This window comes from Streptomyces sp. NPDC096105, from assembly GCF_044763335.1.
GTDB lineage: Bacteria > Actinomycetota > Actinomycetes > Streptomycetales > Streptomycetaceae > Streptomyces.
Genome location: NZ_JBIWGC010000023.1, coordinates 18,416 through 43,336 on the forward strand (window position 1 = coordinate 18,416; position 24,921 = coordinate 43,336).

The 24,921-nt window shown below is 74.6% G+C and carries 3 protein-coding genes; all 3 read right to left on the minus strand.

The window, feature by feature from the left end; genetic code table 11:
* Positions 1 to 5: 5 nt before the first annotated feature.
* Genes ACIQ8B_RS27605 through ACIQ8B_RS27615 form a run of 3 tightly spaced genes read right to left on the minus strand, consistent with a single transcriptional unit; the run spans position 6 to position 24,708 of the window.
* Positions 6 to 1,103: a MupA/Atu3671 family FMN-dependent luciferase-like monooxygenase gene (locus ACIQ8B_RS27605; RefSeq protein ID WP_403550505.1), complete on the minus strand. Its 1,098-nt coding sequence runs from the start codon at positions 1,101 to 1,103 to the stop codon at positions 6 to 8.
* Positions 1,100 to 15,562, minus strand: coding sequence for an SDR family NAD(P)-dependent oxidoreductase (locus ACIQ8B_RS27610; RefSeq protein ID WP_403550507.1), 14,463 nt, complete (start codon positions 15,560 to 15,562; stop codon positions 1,100 to 1,102). Before ACIQ8B_RS27610 ends, ACIQ8B_RS27605 begins: the two co-directional genes overlap by 4 nt.
* Positions 15,559 to 24,708 carry an SDR family NAD(P)-dependent oxidoreductase gene (locus ACIQ8B_RS27615; protein WP_403550509.1) on the minus strand — a complete coding sequence of 3,050 codons (9,150 nt, stop codon included), beginning with the start codon at positions 24,706 to 24,708 and terminating at the stop codon, positions 15,559 to 15,561. Before ACIQ8B_RS27615 ends, ACIQ8B_RS27610 begins: the two co-directional genes overlap by 4 nt.
* Between the last annotated feature and the right edge of the window lie 213 nt (positions 24,709 to 24,921).

Here is a 24,921-nt window from a genome sequence, read left to right on the forward strand (position 1 = left end):
GGGTGTCAGTTCCGGGCGTAGTACCAGGACAGGGCGTCGTCGTCCTGGGGCGGGGCGGCGGCCGGGGCAGGCGACGCGAAGGCGGCCCGCAGCTCGTTCAGCTTGGGCAGCATGCCCAGGACCGTGTCGAAGGGCACGCCGAAGTCGATCAGGCAGGCGATCTCGCCGACGCCGATGTCGCTGAGCCGCTGCACCACCTTGGCGCACTTGTCGGGCGTGCCGAGCAGCGAGCGGCGCTGGTAGAAGTCCTCCGCCGCGATATCGACGAGCGCCTTGTGCTCGGCGTCGCTCATGGCGGACGACTCGCCGTCGACGGCGGCGTCGTTGCGCTTCTGAGCGACGAAGGAGGACAGGTAGCTCCGCACCGGATCGTGCACGATCCGCTTGACCTCCGCCTCGTCGTCGCCCACGAAGGTGTGCAGCCCCACGGTCACGACGCCGGCCGCGGGGTCGAGCCCGGCCTCGGCCCGTGCCGCGCGGTAGGCGGAGATGTTCTCCTCCAGGCGCTCCCAGCTGTCCAGCAGGGTCAGCACGTTGAGCCCGGCGCGGCCCGCCTGGAGCCACGTCCGGGGGTTGGAGGTGTGTACCAGCCACAGCGGCAGCTCCGGCTGGTGCGGACGAGGATACGTACGCACGTTCAGGGCCTGACCGTCCGGGCCCGGGAACGCCACCTGCTCCCCGCGCCACAGGGCGCGCAGCGTCTCGATGTGCCCGAAGGTGTACTCCCGGCGCGTGTCGTAGAGCTCGGGGTGGAAGACGAAGTCGCCCTTGTGCCAGCCGGTGGCCAGGCAGATGCCCACGCGCCCGCCGGAGAGCTGGTCGACCAGGGCCCACTCCTCGGCGACCCGCACCGGGTGGTGGTGCGGCAGCACGACACTGCCGGCCCGCAGGTGCAGGTTCTTCGTGGTGGCGGCGAGGGCCGCACTCAGGACGGACGGGTTAGGGAAGCTGCCGCCGAACTCCTGGAAGTGGCGCTCCGGGGTCCAGATCGCCTTGAAGCCCTTGTCGTCGATGGTGCGGGCGACGTCGAGGATGAACCGGTAGCGGTCCCCGAAGCCGTTGCGGTCGTTGGAGGAGAAGAAGTACACGCTGAACTCGGTCATGAGCGCGGTCCGTTCGGGTTGAGGGCGGGCAAGGTGCGGGTCACGACCTCGGCGATGGCGCGCAGGTTGTCCTCCAGGACGATCGTGAAGTGGTCCGCGTCCAGGTCGTGGACGGTCACGTCGTCGCCGGCGAGCGAACCGAGCCCGTTGGTGGTGTCGGAGTCGTCCCGCCCGATGGCGGGCATGCCGTACGGGTTCTCCGCGGCGGAGAAGCCCTTCGTGGCGTGGAAGACCGTCGTCCGCACCGGCCGGGCGAACGGCCGGGCCTCGTAGTCGAGCAGCAGCTTGCCGTTGAGGTCCAGGAGGGCGAAGCGGGTGCGGACCAGCCGGTGCACCTCGTCCGCGGACAGCTGGGCGGGGGAGCCCTCCACCACGTGCCGGGTGACGTAGTCGATGGCCTCGTCGCTGGACATGCCGATCAGCTCGTCGATGGTCAGCGTCGGGTCGGCCTTCCACAGCTGCGAGGCCGAGTTGCCGATCAGCATCAGCGTCACCGCGTCCTGGTTCTCCTCGGTGATCACCGTGTTGTCGACGCCGTTCCAGGCACCGGTGCCCGGCAGCAGCGCGTCCACCAGGTACAGGTGCGACACCTCCTGGCCCGCCTCGACGAGCTGACGCGCCATCTCGAAGGCGAGGATGCCGCCGAAGGACGCCCCGCCGAGCACGTACGGGCCCTCCGGGTGCTCCTCGCGGATCTCCGCCACGTAGCGGGCCGCCATCGCCTCGATCGACGGGAACTCGGTGAACCGCAGGTCGGAGTCGAGCTGCTCCAGGCCGTACAGCGGGTGCTCCATGCCGAGGTAGCGGGACAGGTAGATGCAGTAGCTGACGTCACCGAACAGGTGGTGGACCCAGAACGAGGGCGTCTTGCTCCCGCTGCGGTTGATCGGCACCAGGAAGTGGCGGTCCTCCGCCGGGACGGTGCGGACCTCCCGGTCGGTGACCTCCAGCGGCGCGTGCCTCGCGGGCGCCGGCGCAGCGGGGCGCTCCGCCAGCCGGGCCGCGCCCTCGCGGGACACGACGCCGCCCGGCACCGGCACCGGCTCGAGCAGAGCCGGCGGCGGCACGAGCGCGCGGTCCCACGACAGCGCGTCAGGGGTGGCGAGGACGGAGGTCCGGCCGGCCAGGGCCAGCGGGCGGACGGCGGTGTCACCGGCTGTCCGGCGCAGCGCCCCCCGCCAGTCGGCGGCGAAGGCCAGGCGCTCGGTGAGTTCCGTGCCGCGCAGCGGAATCCCGGGGAGCGCGGAGAGGGACTCCGCGGCCGACCGCAGGGCGGACTCGCGGTCCGGACCGGTGCCGGTCGTGGTCAGCGGGCGGCCGGACCACACGGCGGCGAACTGCTCCGCGACAGCCCGTACGTCCGCGACGGCGTCCTCCGCGAGCGTGGCGTCGGGCTCCGGCGCGTCCAGGAGGACCAGCTGGGCGACCTCGTGACCGGCGTCGGTCAGGATCCGGGCGGTCTCGACCGCCAGCCGCGCGGCGATCGAGTGCCCGGCCAGCCGGAACGGCCCTTCGGAACGGTCCGCGAGGATGGCCTCGGCGCACGTCTCGGCGAGCTCGGTCAGACCGTGGCCGTTGTTCGTGCCGCGCGGCGCCGTGGAGGTGAACTCCACCCCGCGGACGGGGCCTTCGGCGGCGAACCAGGTCCGCAGGTGCAGCAGCCAGGTGAGTTCGCCGGTGGCTCCGGGCAGGCCGTACAGCGGGGTGCCCGGGCCGTCATCGCCGAAAGGGACGACGGTGGCCTCCGGGGCGGCGACGGCCGGCTCGGCGGGCACGTCCGACGTGCGCTGCGCGACCGCTTCGCTGCCGGTGGCGGCCGTGCCCTGCGGCGGGACGCCGTACTCGTCGATCAGGTGCTGGACCAGGCTGTTGAGCGTGGTGCACTCGAAGATCGCGGCCATGGGGATGTGGTCGCCGAACGCCGCCTGGATACGCTGCATGATCCGCAGCGCGGAGATCGAGTCGACGCCGTACGCGGCGAGGTCCCGGCCGGGGTCCACGGACTCGGGCGGGAGTCCGATGCCCTCCGCCAGCAGCACCCGCACCTGGGCGGCCAGGTCCCCCGAAGGACCGGCGGCCGGGCCCGTCGGGGCGGCGTCGGCGGCGCCGGCCGATGACGCGGCGGTGGGCCGTCCGGGGACGGACGGGGAGGCGGACCGAGGGGCGGTGCCGTTCAGCACAGCGGCGGTGCTCTTTCCGGGGGAGCCCGCCGCGAGCGGCGGGGCGGTACGGGAGACGGGGGCCACCGGGGCCGGGGCGGCCGGCCCCGCCGGGCTCGGGACGACCGCGCCGGCCGGAACCGGGGCGGACGCGGAGTCCGCCGGAGCAGGCGCGGGTGCCGTGGCCGGGGTGGGAGTGGACGTGACGAGGGTCGGGACCGGGGGCAGCCAGTGCCGCTCGCGGGCGAACGGGTACGTGGGAAGTCCGGCCACCCGGCGCCACGGGGCACCGGCGTGCAGCGCCGTCCAGTCGATGTCCGTACCGCGCACCCACAGCGCCGCGGCCTTGCCGAGATCGCCGGACCGTGCCAGTTCCAGCACACGGGTCCGGTCGTCCTCGTCGAGCAGGCCGGCGGCGGCCCGGTCGGGACCGGCCGGGGTGGTCTCGACGGCGAGGTCGCTCTTCTCCCCGGCCGCGAACGCCCGCAGCGCGTCCGCGAGCCGGGTGGCCGAGTCGGTGACCACGGCCAGGCGGCGCTCCAACGCGGGCCGGCCGATCTGCAGCGTGCGGGCCAGCGCCCGCAGGTCGACAGCGTCGCCGCCGCGCGCCGCGGCCCGCCCGAGGTGATCGGCGAGCAGCGCCGCGTACTCCTTGAGCCGGTCGTCGTTCCGGGCGCTCAGCACGAACAGCTCGGAGGTGCCGTCGTGGACCTGGACCGGACGTGGGTCGATGAACTCCTCGACGACCACGTGGGCGTTGACGCCGCCGAAGCCGAAGGAGCTGACCCCCGCGAGTCGCGGCGCCTCGCCCCCGGAGGCGGTGCGCGGGCGGTCCCACGGACGGGCTGAGTCCACCAGGTGGAACGGGCTGCCCGCCAGGTTCAGCAGCGGGTTGGGACGCTCGATGTGGAGGGTCGGAGGGAGCATGCGGTGACGCATCGACAGCACGATCTTGATGAGTCCGGCGATCCCCGCCGCCGTCTCCAGGTGGCCGACGTTGGTCTTGACGCTGCCGAGCCCGATGAACTGACCCCGCTCCGGGCCCACGCCGAGCTCACGGAACGCCTGGGTGAGCCCGTTCAGCTCGACCGGGTCGCCCAGTGCGGTACCGGTGCCGTGCGCCTCGACGTACCCGACGAGGGAGGCGTCGGTGCCGCCGCGCCGGTGAGCGGCGGTGATCACGGCCGCCTGCGAGTCGGAGTTGGGCGCGGTCAGGGACGCGGCCCGTCCGCCGTGGTTCACCGCCGTGCCGCGGACCAGCGCGTACACCGTGTCGCCGTCGCGCAGCGCCGCCGACAGCGGCTTCAGCAGGACCGCGCCGACGCCCTCGCCCCGCACATAGCCGTCGGCGCGGTGGTCGAAGGTCTTGCAGAGTCCGTCCGCGGCGAGCATTCCGGACTTGCCGAACGCCAGATAGCCGGTGGGAGTGAGGGTGAGGTTGACGCCGCCGGCGATCGCCGCCGAGCACTCGCCGTCCTGGATGGCCCGCACCGCGCGGTGCACGGCGACCAGGCTGGAGGAACAGGCGGTGTCGACCGGCTCGCTCGGGCCGCGCAGGTCCAGTAGGAAGGAGACCCGGTTGGCCAGCACGCTGTGCGCGTTTCCGGTGGCCAGCTGGCCGTCGATCTCGACGCCGGACTGGAGCAGCAGCGTCGCGTACTCCGTCGAGCCGCAGCCGACGAAGACACCGGTGTCGCTGCCGGCCAGCGAGGCCGGATCGTGACCGGCGTCCTCGATCGTCCGCCACACCGTCTGCAGGAACAGCCGGTGCTGCGGGTCCATCAGCTTCGCCTCACGCGGCGAGATGCGGAAGAAGGCCGGGTCGAAGAGATCGGCGTCGGCGAGGAAGCCGCCCCAGCGCGAGGGCACCTTCTCCGGGTCGGTGCGCGGGTCGCCGTAGATCTCGCGCCAGTCGAAACGCTCGGCGGGGATCTCCCCGACGAGGTCGCGTCCGGCCAGCAGGTTGGTCCAGTACGCCGGGAGGTCGGGGGAGCCGGGGAACGATCCGGCCATGCCGACGATGGCGACGGGCTCCTGCGGCCCTCCGGCCGGGAACTGTTCCTGCGCGGCCGCCACAGGCAGGGGCTCCTGCGACACGGCAGTGCGTTCTTCGCGTACGGCCGTGGGTATGGGTTCCTCCCGTACGGTGGCGGCTTCTTCGCGCACCGGGGACGGGGCCGTCGCTCCGGCGGTCTGCCGGGCCAGTACCTCCACCAGCGCTCCGACATTGCGGAACCCGTACAAGTCCGCCGGGTTGAGGGCGGTGCCCAGCTCCGCGTTGACCCGGTCGGTCAGGTCGACGACCGTGACCGAGTCGAAGCCGAAGTCGCTGAGGTGCTCGTCCAGGCCGATGTCGTCCGGCCGCACCCCCAGCACCGCCGCCACCGCGTCCACGACGGTGGTACGGATGTGCTCGACGGCCGCCGGTGCGAGGTGGCCGTTGGTCTCTGACACGTCGTTCTCCTCCAGGTCCGAGGGTTGCCGGGACGGTGCTGCCGGGGATGCGACGGTGGCGGGCGCCGCCGTCGGGTCAGCCGCCGTGTCCGCGCGGTCCCCGCCGGGGGTCCGTGCGGTGGTGGCGGGGGTCGGCTCGGCGGGCAGTCGGTGGGTGATCCGAGCGAAGGGATAGCCCGGCAGCGACACGATCCGGCCGTCAGTGAGGCCGAGCGCCGCGTCCGCGCCGGTCAGCCGGGCGCCCGTGACCCAGGCCGTCCCCGCCCCGACGAGCGCCGCCGTGTCGGCGCCGGCCGGGACGGTGTACTCCGCCTCAGCGTCGGCGGAGGCGCGACCGGCACCGACCCGCCGCGGCTGCTCACCCGCGAGGTGGCGGTCCAGCAGGGACACCAGGTCCGGGACGTCCCGTGCGACGACGGCCAGCCGGTGGCCGAGGGGTTCACGGCCCGCCGCGAGCGTGCGCGCGACATCCGCGAGAGCGGGTGCCGCATCGCCGAGCGCCGCCAGATGATCGCGCAACCGCCGGGTGTGGGCGCGCAGTTGCTCCTCGCGGCGGGCGGACAGGAGCACGAGCCGAGGCCCCTCCGCCGGCTCCGGTGCCCGGGACGCGGCCGGCGGGCCGGACACCACGACATGGGCGTTCGCGCCGCCCGCACCGAAGGAACTGATCGCGGCCACCCGCTCGGCCGTCGGTGCCTCGCCCGGCCACGGCTCCCGCTCGCGCACCAGGCGTAGCGCCCGGCCGTCGAACTCCCCGACCGGCCGCGAACAGTCGAGTGTCGCGGCCAGCTCGCCGTGCCGTATCTGGAGCAGTACCTTGGCCAGCTGCGCCATGCCGGAGGCCGCCTCCAGGTGACCCAGCGACGGCTTGACGGACCCGACTGCCGTGCCGCGCCCGCCGAACACCCGAGCCAGCGCCGTCGCCTCAACCGGGTCGGCCAGGGGGGAGCCGGTCGCCTGCGCCTCGACGTACTGCACCGCCTCGGGGCGCACGCCGGCGCGGGCGAGAGCCCTGCGGAGCAGTTCCTCCTGGGCGTCGGCGCTCGGTGTGACCATGCTGTCGGTCGCCCCGTTCGCGTTGACCGCGGTGCCGAGCACCAGCCCGTGGACGCGGTCGCCGTCGCGCCGGGCCGCCGACAGCGGCTTGAGGACCACGGCTCCCACGCCCTCACCCGGCACCATGCCGTCGGCGTCCTGGTCGAAGGACCGGCTGCGGCCGTCCGGCGAGAGCATCTTCATGCCGGCCAGCGCGGTGTGGTGCGAGGGGTCGAGGATCAGGTTGACCGCGCCCACGACGGCCGCGCCGCAGTCACCGCGACGCACGGCCTCGACCGCCAGATGCAGGGCCGTCAGGGCGGACGAGCACGCCGTGTCCACGGCGAGGCTCGGGCCGGTGAACCCGAAGACGTGCGAGACCCGGTTGGCCACGGACCAGTGCGCGGAATGGGCGTGCGCGTCGGATCCCGCGCCGCGCAGCTCGGCTGCCAGCACCTGATAAGGGCTGTGCATCAGGCCGGCGAAGACACCGACACCGGTGCCGGTCGTGGCCCGGGCGGAACGCTCCAGCCCGGCGCGGGTCGTCCCGGCGTCCTCCAGTGCCGTCCACACCGCCTCCAGGAACAGCCGCTCCTGCGGGTCGGTGCGCTCGGCGTCGCGCGGCGACATCCGGAACACCAGCGGGTCGAACGCCTCCACGTCATCGAGGAACGCGCCCCAGAGGCCGGCGCGGTCCGCGCCTTCCGGATCCCAGCGTTCGCCGGGCACCTCCGTGACGGACCGACGGCCCGCGCGCAGGTGTTCCCAGAGGCCGTCGAGCGTGTCGGCGCCGGGGAACCGGCCGGAGACCCCGACGATCGCGAGGGGTTCCTCGCCGGGCTGCGCGGGGGTGGCCTCGGCGGGTGCAGGGCCGGGGACGGGCGCCGGTGCCACGACCTGAGACGCCACGTCGGCCGACTCGGACGGGGTGGCGGGCGCCGTCACGGCGTCCCGTGCCGGTGCGGCCTGGGGCCGGCGCCGGGTCGGAACCGTCGGCGTGCTGCTGTCCACCAGCCGGACCAGCGGCTGCGCCGGATCGTCCAGCAGCGCCTCCACCACCCCCCGCAGCGAGGTCGATTCGTAGGGGATCGTGCGCGGGATCGGGCCGAGGTCCGCCTCGATACGGTCGACGACCTCCATGCTGACGAGGGAGTCGGTGCCGTAGGAGGCGAGGGGCGCGGTCGGGTCCAGCTCCGTCGCGTCGAGCTTGAGGACGTCGGCGAAGATCCGCCGCAGGTACGTCGTGGCCACGTCGGCCAGCTCGGCGGCGGGCGCCGCCGGCTCGGGATCCGATGGCACCGGCAGCGGCGAGGGTGCCGACGCTGCCACGGTGAACCGGGCGAACGGCTCGGCGGCCGACTCCAGTAGCGCCGCCACGACGCCGTCGAGGGTCGTCGACTCGAACGGCACGTGCCGGGGCGCGGTCCCCAGGTCCGCCTCGATACGGTCGGCCACCTCCATGCCGACGAGGGAGTCGGTGCCGTAGGCGGACAGCGGCGCGGACGGGGCCAGCTCCGCCTCGTCCAGCCTCAGGACGTCGGCGAACACCCGCCGGAGATACGCCGTAGCCGCCCCCGCCAGGCCGGCGGCCGGCGCCTCGGGCACCGCCGCCGGGGTCACCTGCGGCGAGGGCTCCGGCTGCTCGGCCGTGCTTCCGGGCGGCCTCCGCACCCGCGCGCGCACCGGCCACGCGTCGCGCTCGGCCAGCAGCACGTGCTGGCCCGCCGCCGTGTCGTCGGGCTCGGCCGCACCCACGATCCGCACCCCGCGCAGCCCGGCGTCCAGCAGCACCGACCGCCAGGTGCCCGGCGTGAGCAACGGCGAGTGGGGCTGCCGCAGTTCCCCGTCGTCGTACGCCCACCAGCCCTCGGTCAGACCGAAGATCATGGTGACGGCGTCCAGTACCCGCGTGCCCTCGTTGACCACCAGCAGCCCGCCCGGCCGCAGCAGCCGGGCCGCGGCGCGCACGTTGTGCCGCACGTCCTGGGTGGCGTGCAGCACGTTCGCCGCCAGGACGACGTCGTAGCCGCCCTCCTCGAAGCCCTGCGACGCGGGGTCCCGGGCGATGTCGAGGACGGAGAAACGGGCCTGCGGGTATGGCTCGGAGAACCGTTCGCGGGCCTTGCGGACCAGGCCGGGGGACAGGTCGGTGAACGCGTACTCGAAGCGGTCGCCGAAGGGCTGGAGCGCGTCGAGGACGGGACGGCTGGTGCCGCCGGTGCCCGCGCCGATCTCCAGCAGCCGCAGCCGTTCGTCACCTTTGCCGAACCGGTGCTCCGCATAGGCGGCGACGGCCGCCGCGCACACCGCGTTGAAGTGCTCCGAGCGCGGGTCGTCGTGGTACAGCGGTGCCAGCTTGTGATCGCTGCCGCCGGGGAAGAGCACCGACAGTCCGCTGCGCCGGCCGCACAGCACCTCCGGCAGCACCTCGGTGCACTCGCGCAGCAGCTCGGCCAGGGCGGCGGCGTGCGGATACGCGGAGAGCAGACGGTCGCGCAGGGCCGCGGCGGCCGCGGGGTCCGGAACCTCCGGCTCGGTGGCGGGCACGGTGAGCTTGCCGTCCGCGTTCCGCGCGAGGTGCCCGCCCCGGGTCAGCGCGTACAGCGCGGCGTCCAGCAGCCGCTCCTGGGCGGGCACGACGCCGAGGCGGCGGACCAGTTCGTCCCGCGTCACGGTCGCGCCCGGCTCCGGCCAGGAGCCGTGGCCGAGGAACGCGTCCCGCAACAGCAGCCGCGCATACGGCTCCAGGGCGGCGAAGAAGTCCGCCCCGGTCAGCCGCGCGTCGTCGGCGGTGCGCCCGCGCGCCGCGGCCTCCGCCGCGCGCACGGCTTCGGACCTGCCGGGAGCGGCCGCCAGCGGACGCACGGCGGGCTCGTCCGCCGCCCCGGCGAGCCGCACCGGCGCCACCTGCACGGCGGGACCGGCGAGCACTCGCCGGAAGGCGTCGAGGCCGGCCGCGTCGCCGATGGGCTCGACACCGAGCCGGGCGGTGACGCTGGCCCGGTAGTCATCGGTGGCGACCGACCCGCTCTCGCCCCACAGCCCCCAGTTGAAGATCCGCACCGGACAGCGCAACCGGGCGGCCAGGAAACGTCCGTAGGCGTCCTGGAGTGTGGACGCGGCCGCGTAGTTGGCCTGCCCCGCGTTGCCGTTGTGCGAGATGGCGGACGAGAACAGGGCGAAGAAGTCCAGCGGTTCGCCGGCCAGCACCCGCTGCAGGACCACAGTGCCGTACGCCTTCGGCCCGAACGACGAGCGCAGCGTCGCCTCGTCCATCCGCGACAGCGTGCGGTCGTTGAGGACGAACGCCGAGTGGACGACGCCGTCCACACCGCCCCACGTCTCGCGCATGCGCGACACCGCCCGCCGCAGCGCCGCCTCGTCCGTGACGTCGGCGACGACGTACGCCACCTGGTCCGGCCGGGCGGACAGCAGCGCCCGCGCGCGCTCGGGCAGATCCTCCTGCGGCCGGCGGCCGGTCAGCAGCACACGCGCGCCGTACCGTTCCGCCAGGTGCTCGGCGACGACCGTGCCGAGACCGCCGGCACCGCCGGTGATCAGATAACGGCCGCCCTCCCGCAGGGGCAGCTCGCCCTCGTCGCCGGACACGTCGACGCGCTCGAGTTCCTGGACGTACCGCACCCCGCCGCACAGGGCGACCGGATGCGCGGGACGGGCGGCGGGCTCGGACGCCAACTGCCCGGCCAGCGCGGCCCACTCGTCGAGCCGCGCACAGCGCAGCAGGTCGTCGCGGGCGACGTCGACGCAGCTGAGGGAGAGGAAGCCCAGCTCCCGCGACGCGGCGGCGACCAGCCCGGGCAGCCCGCCGGAGAACGGGTTGCGGGCCGGGACCGCCTCGTCGGTCGCCTGCACCCCGGACGTCACCACGCGCAGGCGCACACCGGTCCGTGCGCGCTGCGCGTCGAGGGCCTTGAGCAGATGGAACAGGGCCACCGGGCCGTGGTCCAGCGCCTCGGTGAGCTGGTCCAGGTCGTCGGCCGAGTACAGCCGTTCCTCGACACCGCCCAGGAACCAGATGGTGCCCGGGTCGCCGGCCTCGTCCAGCACCCGGCCGAACGCCTCGGCGGAGAGGGCGACGTTCTCCAGCAGCACGTGCCGGACCGGCAGTCCGGCCGCGCGGTGGTGGGCGGCGAGCGCGTCACCGAGGCCGTGGTCGTGAGCGGTGCCCAGGACGAGCACCGGACCGTCGTCGCCGGCCGGCACCGGGCCGCCCGGTGCCGACGGGCGCCACACCGGCCGGTACAGCGGGACGCTGTCCTCCGCCGTGGTCTCCTCCCGATGAGGAGCCTCGGACCGTCCGGCCGGGCGGGCGATGCGCAGCCCCTCGAACCGGGCGAGCACGGTGCCGTCCGCGGCGGCCAGGCCGACGTCCACCCGCGCGGTGCCGCGCTCGGCGTCGTGCGCCGTCAGCCGCACATGGGCGTAACGCGCCCGGACCGGCGACGCACCGACGGTGAGCCGGGAGACGGAGGCGGGCAGCGCGGCCCGGTCGTCGTCCTCGGGCAGCACCCCCTGTACGGCGTGCAGCGCGCTGTCCGTCATGGCGGCCTCGACCGCCCACTCCGGCGCGTCCGCCGCGGGCCGGGACAGCTCGGCCAGCGCCTCGCCGTCACCGCGGTGCAGTGCGACGAGCCCCCGGTACAGCGGTCCGTAGCGCAGCCCCGCGGCCTCGGCCCTGCCGTAGACCTCGGCGGCGTCGACGCGTCGCGGGCACCGGTCGCGGACCGCCGCCACGTCGAGCCGGCCGAGTGCCGTGCCGTCGTCGGCAGTGGTGAGCGTGCCGGTGGAGTGCACGGTGTCGCCCGCGTCGCGCACCTCGTACGACGTGCCGTCACCGGCGAAGCGGACGGTCACGTCCAGTGTGTCGCCCTCGACCTCCAGGGGGACCCGCCAGCCGACGTCCCGGAACACCACGGCCCCCTCGGTGAGTCCGGCCGCCTGCCGGGCCAGCCCCAGCTGAACGACCCCGGCGACCACGGCCCGGCCCAGCACCGTGTGGTCGGCGATCACCGCGTCGGTGCGGCGCAGCACCGGCAGCGCGCCGCCGGTGGCCCCGCCGGACGGTTCACCGACCAGATCCACCCAGTAACGCTTCCCACCGAACGGGTACGACGGCAGCGGCACGGGCGTGGGGCGGGGACCGTCGCGGAACGCCTCCCGCCAGTCGACGCGTGCCCCCGCCACCCAGGCGTCCGCGAGCCGCTCCCAGCGCTCCTCGGCCGCCGACGGCCGTACGTCCGTGAGTGCGTGGCCCTGGTCGGCGCGACCGGTGCGGACCGCCGGCGACACCTCGCCGTCGAGGTGGCCGCGCAGCCGGGCGCGCAGTTCGGCCACCGAGGAGGCGACGACCGCCAGCCGGTGGTCCCACTCGTCGCGGCCCGTCAGCAGGGTGAAGGCGATGTCGCGGAGCGCCCGGTCCGGATCGCGGGTGAGGTCGTCGACGAGCCGCTCGACGACCTGCCGCAACTGCTCGGGAGTCCGCGCCGACAGGCCTACGGCGTAGGGGCGCCCGTCGTCCTCGGAGCCCTGCGGAGCGGGCCATTCCTCCAGCACCACATGGCCGTTGGCGCCGCCCGCGCCGAAGGAGCTCACCGCGGCGCGGCGGGGGACACCGTCGGGAGCGGCCCACGGTTCGGTGGTCCGCTGCGGCCGGAACGGGGTGGTCTCCAGGTGCAACTTGGGGTTGACCGGCTCGCTGTGCAGCGTCGGCACCAGGGTGCGATGCGCGAACTGGAGCACGACCTTGGTGATGCCGCACACCCCGGCCGCCGCTTCCAGGTGACCGATGTTGGACTTCACGGAGCCGACCGCGCAGAAGCCGGTGTCGTCGGTGTACTCGGCGAACGCCCGCTTCAGCCCTTCGACCTCGACCGGGTCGCCCAGCGCGGTACCGGTCCCGTGCGCCTCGACGTAGCCGATGGTGCGCGCATCGACGCGGGCGGCCCGCAGGGCGTCGGCGACGACCGCACCCTGGGCGCGCGGGGTCGGCACGGTGTAGCCGTTGCTGCGGCCCCCGTGGTTGACGGCGGTGCCGCGCACCACGGCGTGGATACGGTCGCCGTCGGCCAGGGCGTCCGACAGCCGCTTCAGAACGAGCGCCCCGGCGCCCTCGCCCGGCACGAAGCCGTCACCGCCCTCGCCGAAGGCCCGGCAGCGGCCGTCGGAGGCCAGCAGCCGCATGTCGGTGAGCGTCGCGTACTTGATCGGGTGGATGTTGACGTTGACGCCGCCGGCGATCGCCATCCGCGTCTCGCCCGTCAGCAGGCTGCGGCAGGCCAGGTGCAGCGCGGTCAGCGAACCGGAGCAGGCCGTGTCGAGGACCATGCTCGGGCCGTGGACGTCCAGGACGTAGCTCAGCCGGTTGGCGATCGAGTAGTCCATGGAGTGCGCGAACACCTTGTTGCCGCGGCCCCATTGCTCGGCGCCGACGAGGCCGTACTGGGAGCCGGTCACGCCGACGAAGACCCCCACGGAGTGCGTGTCGCCGACGCGGGTGGTCTCGTGCAGCCTGCGCCGCGAGTATCCGGCGTGCTCCAGGGCGGACCAGGCGACCTCCAGGAAGATCCGCTCGTTCGGGTCCAGCTTGGCGGCCTCGCCCGGGGAGATGGCGAAGAACAGCGGGTCGAAGCGGGCCACGTCGTCGAGGAAGCCGCCCCACTTGCCGGTGATGGCGCCGGGCGTGCCCCGCCGGGCGGCCAGGTACCGGTCGTTGTCCCAGCGGTTTTTCGGCACCTCGCGTATCAGGTCGGCCCCGGTGGCCAGCGACTGCCAGAACTCCGTCAGGTCGGCACCGCCCGGGTACCGCGCGCCGATGCCCACGATCGCGACCGCCTGGTCATAGGGCAGGCCGCCTTCGAGTTCGCCCGGCGCGGTCCGTGCGGACCGCTGCCGGCTCGCGGAGACCGGAGGGGCGGCGGTCGGCGGTCCGGCCGGCTCCGCGGCCCGCGGCGCGTCGAGGCCCAGGACCGAGCGGAGGGCGTCCGGGTGCCGCTCGGCGAGGAACCGCGCCAGTTCGGCCACGGTCCGGTACTCGAACAGCAGGGTGACCGGAAGGTCCCCGAAACGGTCCTCCAGGGTGGCGGTGAGCTTCTTGATGAGGATCGAGTCGACACCGAACGTGGAGAACTCCTGGTCGGCGCGGAGCCGTCCGGGCGGAAGCTTCGCCGACTCGGTGACGAGATCCAGCAGGTACGACTCCGCGGAGGAGACCAGGTCCTCGTCGCTCACGGCGTCCGGTTCTCCGGCCTCGACTCCTTCGGCTTCGCCGGTCTCTTCGCCTCCCGCGGCCTCCTCGGCCGACACCCTCGCCACCCAGGTGCCGATGCGGTCCGCCCGCCCGTAGACCACCAGCGTCTCGGGTTCCCGACCGGTGATGGCGTCGGACAGGGCGCGCAGCCCCACCTCGGTCGGCATGGGGAGCATGCCCTGCATCTCCTCCAGCACCCGCCGGTCGTCCGCGGAGATCACCATGCCGCCCTCGGCCCACAGCGGCCAGGCGACCGCCACCGACGCGCCGTGCCGCGAACCCGCGGCGACCCGCCGGGAGCGGGCGGCGGCCAACTCGCCGAGCGCCCGGTTTGCGGCGGCGTAGTCGGCCTGCCCGGGGGCACCGAACCAGGCCGACGTCGACGAGAACAGGACGAAGAAGTCGAGCGCCAGGTTGGACGTCAGCCGGTCAAGGTGGGCCGCGCCGTCCAGCTTCACGGACAGCACCCGGCGCGCCGACACGGTGTCCTTGTTGACCAGGTAGGCGTCCTCGTTGAGCCCCGCCGAGTGCAGCACACCGTCCAGCCCGCCGAACTCGCGCCGGGCGGCGTCGACGGCCGCCCGCGCGTCCTCGTGGCGGGTGACGTCCCCGCGCACGTACACGACGCGGGCCCCCGCCTCCTCCAGGCGGCGGAACTCGGCTCGCTGCTCCGCGTTGAGTTCGGAGCGGCCGGTGAGCACCAGCCGGGCGCGGTGATCCCGGGCGAGCAGCGACGCCAGCCGCAGCCCGATGCCCTTGGCACCCCCGGTGATCAGATAGCGGCCGCCGTCCCGGAACGCGGACGGCCGGTCCGGGCGGGCCGGGGCGGGCCGCAGCACCCGGACCTCCCGGCCGGCGGCACCGTGGCGCACCTGAGCCAGACCCGGCAGGACGGTGGAGAGTTCGGCGAGAGCCACCTGGAAGGCGTCCTCGGCCCATGCGGGTACCTCGTCGACCTGGACGGACACCGCCCGCAGCCTGCGGTCCTCGGCACCCGCCACCTGGGCCAGCGCGCCGAGCGCGGCGCTCGCCTCCGGGCGGGACCGGCCGGTGAGGAAGACGACGGGCAGCGGGCCTGCCGCACGGTCGGCGATGAGGGCGCGCAGCGCCGGCAGCACCAGCTCGACCGCACGCTGGGGTCCGGTGTTCCCCGCCGACAGGTCGAAGATCACCCCGCGCGGTCGCCGGCCCCGCGCGGTCGCCTCGCGCAGGTACGCCGTCCACGACGCGGTGTCCCCGTCGACGTCGGTGCCGATCTGGACGACGTGGACCCCGCCCGGGGTGGGCGCGGGCGTGCCGTCCATCACCAGCAGCGCGTCGGCGGCTGTGACGGCGGGGTGTCCGGCCGGCCGGGCGGCCGCCGGCTCCCACACGGGCGTGTACCCGACGAGTTCCATGCCGCCCGCCGGGTCGGCGGTGGCGCCCGCCGGGTCGGCGGTGGCGCCCGCGCGGGCGAGCAGCCGGGCGGCCACCGCCGGGTCGAGGCGTCCGTCGCGGACTCGCTCCAGTACCAGGCGGCGGGCCGTTTCGGTGTTGGGTGTCATCGTTCCATCCCGTCGTTCCGGACCAGGCTCAGGTCCACGTCGTCAACGGTCAGTTCGCCCCTGCCCAGGGCGTCGAGCATGGCGACCAGCTCCTCGGGGACGTCGTCCTCGGCGGTCGCGGAAGGCGCGTCCCCTCGGCGGGCGCCGTCGGAGGGCGTGGGGCGCACGTCGTCCCCGGCGGCGGCCGTGTGCGCCGTCTCCTGCTGTGGGCCGTCCTCGGCACCGGCCCAGAAGGTGGTGGGCGCGAAGGGGTAGCCGGGCAGGCTGACCCGGCGCACACCGGCGGGAGCGAGGGCGGCGAGGGCTTCGGCCCCGGCCTTGCCCACGACCCACTGGCGGCCCAGCGCCCGCGGATCGTCCGTGGCCACGGCCACCGGTCCGGTGCTTGTGGCCGTGCCGGTGAACACGCGGTCGTCGGCACGTCCCGCGGTGTGCGCGCGCAGCGCCGCCACCAGCTCCGGCAGCGTCCCGGCGACCACGGCCAGCCGGTGCTCCATCGCGTTCCGTCCGGTCCGCAGCGTGTGGGCCACCTCGGCCGCCGAGACCGTACGGTCGCCGTCGAGGCGGTCCGCCAGCGCGCGGGCCGCTTCCCTCAGCCGGTCCTGGTCGCGTGCCGACAGGACGAACAGCTCGGGCAGGCCGGACCCGGCCGCGGTACCGGCGCGCGGGGCGTGCGGCGGATACTCCTCCAGGACCACGTGGGCGTTGGAGCCGCCGAACCCCATCGAGCTCACGGCGGCCCTGCGGGGCAGCGTCCGGCCCCGGCCGTCCACGGGGGCCGGCCAGTCCTGCCGGCGGTCCGCGACACGGAACGGGCTGCCGTCCAGGTCGAGGAGCGGGTTGGCCTCGTGGAAGTGGATGCTCGGCGGGATCACGCCGTGCCGCAGTGCGAGGACGGCCTTCACGACGCCGGCGAGACCGGCCGCGGCCTCCAGGTGTCCCATGTTGGACTTGATGGATCCCACGGCGCACCAGGCCTCCACCCGCTCGTCGTCACCGAGGCCCGCGCGCTCCGCGAACGCCCGGCGCAGGCCGTGCAGTTCGATCGGGTCGCCGACCTCCGTGCCCGTTCCGTGGGCCTCGACATAGCCGATGGTGCGCGGGTCGGTACCGGAGTCGCGCAGCACCCGGGAGATCAGCGCCGCCTGCGCGGCCGGGTTGGGCACCGGCAGCGACTGGGCGCGGCCGCCGTGGTTGACCCCGCTGCCGCGTACCAGCGCGTACACGGTGTCGCCGTCGGCCAGTGCACGGGACAGCGGCTTGAGGTACAGCGCGATGACGCCCTCACCCCGGCTGAAGCCGTTCGCGGACCGGTCGAAGGCGTGGCACTTGCCGTCGGGGGACAGCGCGCCCATCTGGCCCAGCGCCACATACATGTCGGGCGCCAGCAGCAGGTGCACCCCGCCGGCCAGGGCGGTGGAGCACTCGCCGTCCTCGATGGCGCGCACCGCGCGGTGCAGTGCGGTCAGCGAGCTGGAGCACGCGGTGTCCACGGCCTCACTGGGTCCGTGTAGCCCGAGCTCGAAGGAGATGCGGTTGGCCAGCACCGTCTTGGCGTTGCCGTTGACGGCGTACGGCTCCCGGTAGCGGCCCACCCGGGCCAGGTGCGCCGTGTAGTCGTGGGAGGTGGCGCCGACGAACACCCCCGTGTCGCTGCCTCGCAGTGACGACGGCGCGTGCCCGGCGTCCTCCACGGCGTGCCAGGCCGTCTGGAGCATCAGCCGCTGCTGAGGGTCCGTCACCTCGGCCTCGCGGCCGGAAATCCCGAAGAACTCGGCGTCGAACTCGGTGACCCCGTCGACGAAGGCACCCCACTTGCTGTTGGTCCTGCCGGCCTCACGGTGCGGATCGCCGAACAGCGGGCGCCAGTCCCAGCGGTCGGCGGGGATCTCGGTCATGTGGTCGGTGCCGGCCAGGAGGTTGCGCCACAGGGCGTCCGTGGTGCGCGCGCCGGGCATGCGGACCGCCATACCGACGATGGCCACGGGATCCCGCCGCTCTGTGCCGCCGGCCACGGCCTCGGGCTCAGCCTCGGCCACGGGCCGTCCCGTGCCGTCGGTCCCGGCCTCGGGTCGCTCCGCGACCGCGGGCGCCACGGATGTCTCGGTGGCCGGGGCCGGGGCGGCCTCCCGGGCGAAGCGGGCGCAGACCTCCGGGGCGCGGGCCAGGAGCTCCCGAGCGAGCGCGGCGATCGTCCCGGCCTCGTAGAGCAGGACCTTCGGAAGCTTGCCGAAATCCTCCTCCAGCTCCCGCACCAGCTGGATGGTGCCGAGCGAGTCGACACCGAGTGCGGTGAAGGGGGTCTCCTCGTCGACGCTGTCCGAGGGGACGGAGAGGAAGGAGGCGACGACCTCCCGCAGATGGGCGCGCACCCCGTCCTCCGGGCCGGTCGGGGCGACGGAGGCCGCCGACGGAGCCGGCACGGGCGGGGCATCGGACCGCGCGCCCTCGCCCTGCCCGGCGGCGGACGGGCGGGCACCCTCGGCGCGGGCCACGATCACGCACTGGTCGTCCTCGTCGGGAACGTCGTTGTCGTGTGTCTGCACCCAGCTCTGTGCGAAGCCGGCCCGCCGAAGGATGTCCTGCCAACGACCCTGCGCGAGCAGCGGGGCTCCCGGCATGCGCTCGGTGTCCCGGCAGGTCCACCAGCTGGGGATCATCCCGAACAGGAGGAACTGGTAGTCGATGTTGGAGGTGATCTCGTTCAGCAGCAGCAGGCCACCGTCGGCCAGGAGCCGGCGCAGATGGGCCGCGGACCTGGTGACGTCCTCCGTCGCGTGCACCACGTTCGATGCCACGACCAGGTCGTACGCGCCTTCCTCCACGCCCTGGGAGGCCGGGTCGTGCTCCAGGTTGAACGTCGTGAACACCATCGGCAGGCCCGCGTCGGCGAACTTGCGGCGCGCCTGGCGGAAGTACGAGGCGGAGATGTCCGTGAAGGTGTACTCCACGCTGGCCCCATGGCCCGCCAGCCGCTCCAGCACCGGTCCGGTGGTGCCCCCGGTGCCCGCGCCGACCTCCAGGATGCGCACCGGCCGGCCCGGCACGCGCCCGAGGCGGGCACGTACGTAGCCGTCGGCGAGGTGGGCCACCACGGCGTTGTAGTGGTCGGCGATGGCGTTGCCGTGGTACACGCGGCTCAGCAGGTCCGCGACTTCGCCGCCGAAGTACAGGTCGAGCGGTGAGGTGGCACCCGTGATGACGTCGGGTATGTGCGGGATCACAGCCCGGGCCAGCGCCACCAGGTCGCCGACCTCGGGGTGGTCGAGGGTCAGGTCGTCGAACTCCCGGTCGATCAATGCTCGTTCGGCGACGGGGTCGGGCAGCGGGCGGGGAGCGGCGGTCACCACGTCGGCGAGTCGCGCGACGTAGCGCCCGTACGGCTCGACGGGCGGCAACCCGGTGAGGACGTCCGCGCCGGAGAGTTCCCCGGTGATGCCCAAGTGCTCCCGCACGGCCAGGGCGGCGAGCCGGGAGCCGACCACCCCGAGCCGGTCGAGGCCGCGCCGTACACCGACGGCGTCGTACCCGGAGTTGTACATGAAGGACCGGGCGCCGGCGAGAGCCTGGGCGGCCGGGCCCTCCGCATCCGACGAGGCGGACGCGGCGGCGGTGGGAGCGGACCCGGCGGACCCAGCCGCGGCGTCGGTATCCGACGAGACGGACGGAGCCGTCTGGGCGACCGGGGGGCTCTGCTCGGCCTCGCGCAGCCAGAAGCGCTCGCCGCGGAACAGCCGGCCGGGCAGGTTCAGCCGGGGCGCGTCCGAGCCACCGGAGGCAGGCGTCCACACCACGGACTCCCCGCCGGCCCAGCGCCGCGCCGCCGCGACGGCCGCGGCATCCGAACCGGGAGCCACCCGGACCGTTCCGACATCGATCCGCCCCGCGAGCAACGCGTCCAGCTCCGCGCGCAGTTCGCCGTCGGTGGCGGCGACCACCGCGATCCGGGCGGGCAGCGGGTCACGACCCTGCTGGAGGGTAGCGGCCACCCCCGCCAGGCCGGGCCGCTCGTCCAGGACGGCACTGTGCCGGCGCAGCACCTCGGGCAGAGCCTTCGCGGACGACGCGGAGAACGGCACCACGAGGCTGCGCGCACCCTCACGCGCCGCTCGGGACCGCTGCGGCGCCTCCTCCAGGACGACGTGCGCGTTGGCGCCGCCGAACCCGAAGGAACTCACCCCGGCCCGGCGCGGCACACCCGGTCGCGTGGGCCAGTCGACGGTCTCGGCCGCGATGGTCAGTACGCCACCGTCCAGACCCAGATACGGGTTGGCGGTACGGAAGTCCGGCAGCGCCGGGATCCGGCCGTGCTCCAGCGACAGCACCGCCTTGACGACTCCCACGATGCCCGCCGCGCCCTCGGCGTGCCCCAGGTGGGCCTTGGCCGTGCCGACGACCACCGGCGGAGCGTCGGCGGGGCGGCCGGTGAGCGCGCCGCGCACCCCCTCGATCTCGATGGGGTCGCCGAGCTTCGTGCCGGTGCCGTGCGCCTCCAGCAAGCCCATCGTGTGCGCCGGAACACCGGCGTCCCGCCAGGCCCGCTCGATGAGTTCGGTCTGCCGCTGCGGGTCGGGCGCCGTGATCGTGCCCGTGTGCCCGCCGTGACCGACCGCGACGCCCTTGATGACGGCCCGGACCGGATCCCCGTCGGCCAGCGCGGCGCTCAGCGGCTTCAGCAGCACCGCGGCGACCGCCTCCGCCGGCACATAGCCGTCGGCGCGCTCGTCGAAGGCGTGGCAGCGGCCGCTCGGCGACAGCGCACCCGTCCCGGACAGGGACAGATAGTGGCGCGGTGTCAGCATCAGGTTGGCACCCGCGGCGAAGGCCATGGAGCACTCGCCGCGGCGTAGCGACTCCACCGCCAGCTGCAGCGCGTGCAGCGACGAGGAGCAGGCCGTGTCGACGGTGAGGCTCGGCCCCGACAGGTCGAAGTAGTGCGAGGGCCGGTTGGCGGCCATCGTGGTGGCGATGCCCGTCGCGTCGTACGGTCCGGGCTTGCGGCCGCGGGTGATCATCTCGCCCTCGTAGTCGCGGAAGCACTCGCCGACGAAGACACCGGTGTCGCTGCCGCGCAGGCCGGGCAGGACGGCCGCGTCCTCGGCCGCCTCGTACAGCACCTCCAGCAGCAGACGCAGCTGCGGGTCCATCGCCTCGGCCTCGGCGCGCGGGATGCCGAAGAACGCGGCGTCGAACCGGCTCACGTCGTCGAGGAAGCCACCGGCCGGACACTCGGTCGTGCCCGCCGCGCCGTCGGCGTCGAGGTACCGGCTGTGGTCCCAGCGGTCCGCCGGAACGTCGCCGACGAGGTCCCGCCCGGCGAGCAGGGCCTGCCACAGCTCGCGGACGTCCGACGCGCCGGGGAAGCGGCCGGCGAGGCCGATCACGGCGATGTCGCGGTCCGTCGGGCCGGACTCAGGGGCGGGTTCCGCCACGGGGACCCGGGCCTCCCGGGCCGGCGTGACGCCGGCGTTCTCCCGAGTGACCGGTGAACCCGTCTCGGCCACCGCGCCGTTGAAGGAGGCGTACCAGGAACGCACCGCGTCGGCGTGCTCCTCGGCGAGGTGAGCCGCCAGCTCGGGGACGCGTGTGCAGCGGAAGAAGACCGTGGGCACGATTTCGACGCCCAGCTGCTGCCCCAGCCGAGCACCGAGCGCGACCACGTCCACCGAGGTCAGGCCCAGCTCCATGAAGGTCCAGGCCGTCAGCTCCTCGAACAGGGGCGCGGCCTGCGGCAGCACCCCCGTCACCGTCTCGGCGATCATCGCCTCCAGTTCGGCCACGATCTCGGTGTCAACCGCGTCGGCCACCGGTTCGGCCGGTTCCGCCTGCTCGGCCTGCCCGGCCGGTTCGGCAGGACCCACCGGGGCGCCCCCCCTGCGGACGCGCTCCGGCCAGATGACCGCCAGCAGGCGCTCGACCTTGGCGCGGTTTCCCTCGAAGACCGCGAGCTGCGGACCGTCGTGGGCCAGACCGGCCTCCAGCGCGGCCAGGCCGTGCGCCGTCTTCAGCGGCACCAGACCGGTGCTCTCCAGCACCTGGGCCTCCACGGCCGGGTTGATCCGCATGCCGCCCTCGTCCCACAGCGGCCAGTTCACGGCGACGCTGCGGCCCCGGCGCTCGCCCCGGGCCACGAGCGTCTCCCGCCACGCTGCGAAGGAGTCCATGTAGGCGTTGGCGGCGGTGTAGTCGGTGGTACCGATGGAGCCGAGCACCGCCGAGGTGGAGGAGAACAGCACCAGGTAGTCCAGCGGCCGGTCGGCGGTGGCCAGGTCCAGGTTGCGGGCGCCGCCGAACTTCGGTGCCAGCACCCGCCGCACGGAGTCGGCCTTCTTGTTGATCAGCAGGCCGTCCTCCACCACGCCCGCGGTGTGGATCACGCCCGTCACGGTGCCGAACCGCTCCTCCGCGGTCGCCACCAGCCGCCGCACGTCGTCCAGCCGGGTGACGTCGGCCTGGACGTACGCGGCGCGCGAGCCCAGCGCGGCCAGGTCGTCCAGGAACTTCCGCTGCGCGGAGCCCTCCGGGGAGCGGCCGAACAGCACGATGTCGGGCTGCGCAGCGCGGGCCATGTGCCGCGCCACGTGCCGGGCGATACCGCCCGTGCCGCCGCTGATCAGATACGTGCCGCCCGGCCGGGCCAGCGGGGTGCCGGCGGGCAGCGGACGGGTGGGTGCGAAGCCGCGCACCTCGCGGACGCCGCCGACCGTGTGCCGGACCTCGAGGTCCCCGGGCGACGACGCCTCCGTGAGCAGTACTTCGGCCGTCCGCGCGGGATCGCCCGGGAGCGCGGCGAACCGGACGGTGCTCAGCGGCAGCTTGGGCTGCTCCAGCCGCAGACCGCGTGCCAGGCCGCCCACGGATGCGTCCGGCGGGCACTCGACGGGGGAGTGGTAGGCGTGCACGACCGGCAGCGCCACCCGGCGGCCTACCGCCCAGGCCTGGCACAGGGCGTACACCGACAGCAGCCCGGTGGGCCGCTCCGGCGGCCCGTCGGGGTCGGAGCCGTCGAGGTGCCACAGGTGCAGGATCGCGGCGGGCACCCGGCCCTCCCGCTCCAGAGCCTCGCGCAGCCGCCGGTGATCCTCCCGGGAGTCGGGGGCGATCGTGTAGTGGTCGGCGGACAGCCGGGCGAACCCGCCGCCCGGGGTGACGAGCACCGGTCGCACCCGGTCCCGCAGCGCCGCGCAGCGCACGTCGGAGGTGTCCAGCACCAGCACGGTCCTGCCGTCGAGCGCGACGGTGGCCTGCGGCGTCGGCCGCGGCGCCCAGGCGGGCTCGTACAGCATCACCTGGCGCAGGTCGTCCAGCGGGACGCTCCCGGTGCCGGGGAGCTCGATCCGCCGCTCCGGCGCGGGCCGCGGGCGGATCTCCTGTGGCTTGTCGACGGGGGTGACCCAGTGGCGCTCCCCGGCGAACGGGTAGGCCGGCAGGGCGATCCGCCGCCCGCCGGGCACCGGGGCGAGAGCGTCGAGGGCGCCGTTCGCCCAGGACTCGGCCACGGTCTCGGGCGCCGTCGACGGCCGTGCGGGGGAGACGGCCGCAGCCGTGGTCCGCCGGGCCGTGGCACGGGTGTGGGGAACCGAGGGGGTGCGGCCTGCCGCGAAGGCGTCGAGCGCGTCGACCAGTTCCGCGACGGAGGCGACGACAAGGGCGAGCCGCTCGCCCAGATGGCGTCGGCCGACGGCGAGTGTGTGAGCGACATCGGCGAGTCGCGTTTCGGGACGGGCGCGCAGGGCACCCGCGAGGTCGGCCGCCCGGCGGGTCAGCTGCTCTCCGGTCCGGGCCGACAGCGCGACGACCTGCCGGACCGACGCCTCCTGCGCCTCGGCGGGCGGGGGCTCGGGTGACACGTATTCCTCCAGGACGACATGGGCGTTGGCGCCGCCGAAGCCGAACGCGCTGACCGCCGCGCGCAGGGGCGCGAGACGCCCGGTGGCCGGGTCCGTGACCGGCGTCCACGGCTCCTCGGAGACCGGCAGCCGGAACGGGGACGCAGCGAAGTCGATGGCAGGGTTGGGGCGTTCGGCGTGCGGCGTCGGCACGAGGGTGCGGTGCCGCAGACACAGCAGGATTTTGGTGAGCGAGGCGAGGCCGGCGGCGGCCTCGGTGTGGCCGATGTTCGCCTTCACCGAGCCGATGGCGCAGAAGCCGACCGCGTCGGTCTCCTTGCGGAACGTCCGGGTCAGGGCGTCGACCTCGAGCTGGTCTCCCAGCGCGGTCGCCGCACCGTGCGCCTCCAGCAGTGTGACCGTCGACGCCGGTACACCGGCCCGCGCCAGGGCCTCCTCGACCACCCGGCTCTGCGCGTCCGGGCTGGTGATCGTGTAACCGGGGGTGCGGCCGGTGTGGTTCACGGCCGAGCCGCGCACGACGGCCAGGACGCGGTCGCCGTCCGCCTCGGCGTCCGCCAGCGGGCGCACGATCAGCGCGCCGACGCCGTCCGCCGGGACGTAACCGGAAGCGTCCGCGCCGAACGGGCGGCTCGTACCGTCCTTCGCCAGCAGGCCGTTCGCGGCCGAGCGCACGTACTTGTACGGATGCAGGGACAGGCTCACCCCGCCCACCAGGGCCGCACGGCACTCTCCGCGGCGGATCGCCTCGCACGCCTGGTGCAGTGCCGTGAGGGAGGACGAGCAGGCGGTGTCGACCAGGACGCTGGGGCCGCGGAAGTCGAAGGCGTGGCTGACCCGGTTCGGGATGCCGCCGAGCCAGCTCAGCGCGACGTCCGCGCCGCCGTCACGGACACTCTCCAGGCCGTGCAGGTGGTAGTCCGCCCACATCGACCCGGCGAACACGCCCACCGGGCCACGAGCCGCCGCCGACAGCGACTCCGGCGTGTATCCGGCGTCCTCCAGCGCCGACCAGGCGACCTCCAGGAACTGCCGCTCGTGCGGGTCCATCAGCTTCGCCTGCTGCGGGGGGATGTTGAAGAACAGCGAGTCGAACCGGTCGACGTCCTCGATGAAGCCCCCCCGCTTGAGGTACGAGCGGCCCGGTGTCCCCGGCTCGGGAGCGAACCAGGCCTCCGCGTCCCAGCGTTCGGCGGGCACGTCGGTCAGGCAGTCGAGTTTCGTGCGCAGCACCTCCCAGAACTCGTCGAGATTCCGGGCTCCCGGATAGCGGCCGGCCACGCCGACGATCGCCATCGGGGTGTCTGCGGCCCGCGGCGCGGCAGGGACGGACGCGGCCGGGTTGGGTTCGGCCGGGTCGGCCTCGGCCGTGGTGGACGCCGCGGATGCGGAGGTACCGGCTGCCGAGGTGGTCTCGGCGGGGGCCTGGATGCCTTCGTCGGTGAGGTGGGTGACGAGTTGGCCGATGGTGGGGTGTTCGAAGAGGAGGGTGGGGTAGAGCTCGGTGTT

Coding starts and splice junctions, on each gene's coding strand:
- ACIQ8B_RS27605 (WP_403550505.1), bottom strand. CDS start 1,103: ATGACCGAGTTCAGCGTGTACTTCTTCTCCTCCAACGACCGCAACGGC.
- ACIQ8B_RS27610 (WP_403550507.1), bottom strand. CDS start 15,562: ATGACACCCAACACCGAAACGGCCCGCCGCCTGGTACTGGAGCGAGTC.
- ACIQ8B_RS27615 (WP_403550509.1), bottom strand. CDS start 24,708: ATGGCGATCGTCGGCGTGGCCGGCCGCTATCCGGGAGCCCGGAATCTC.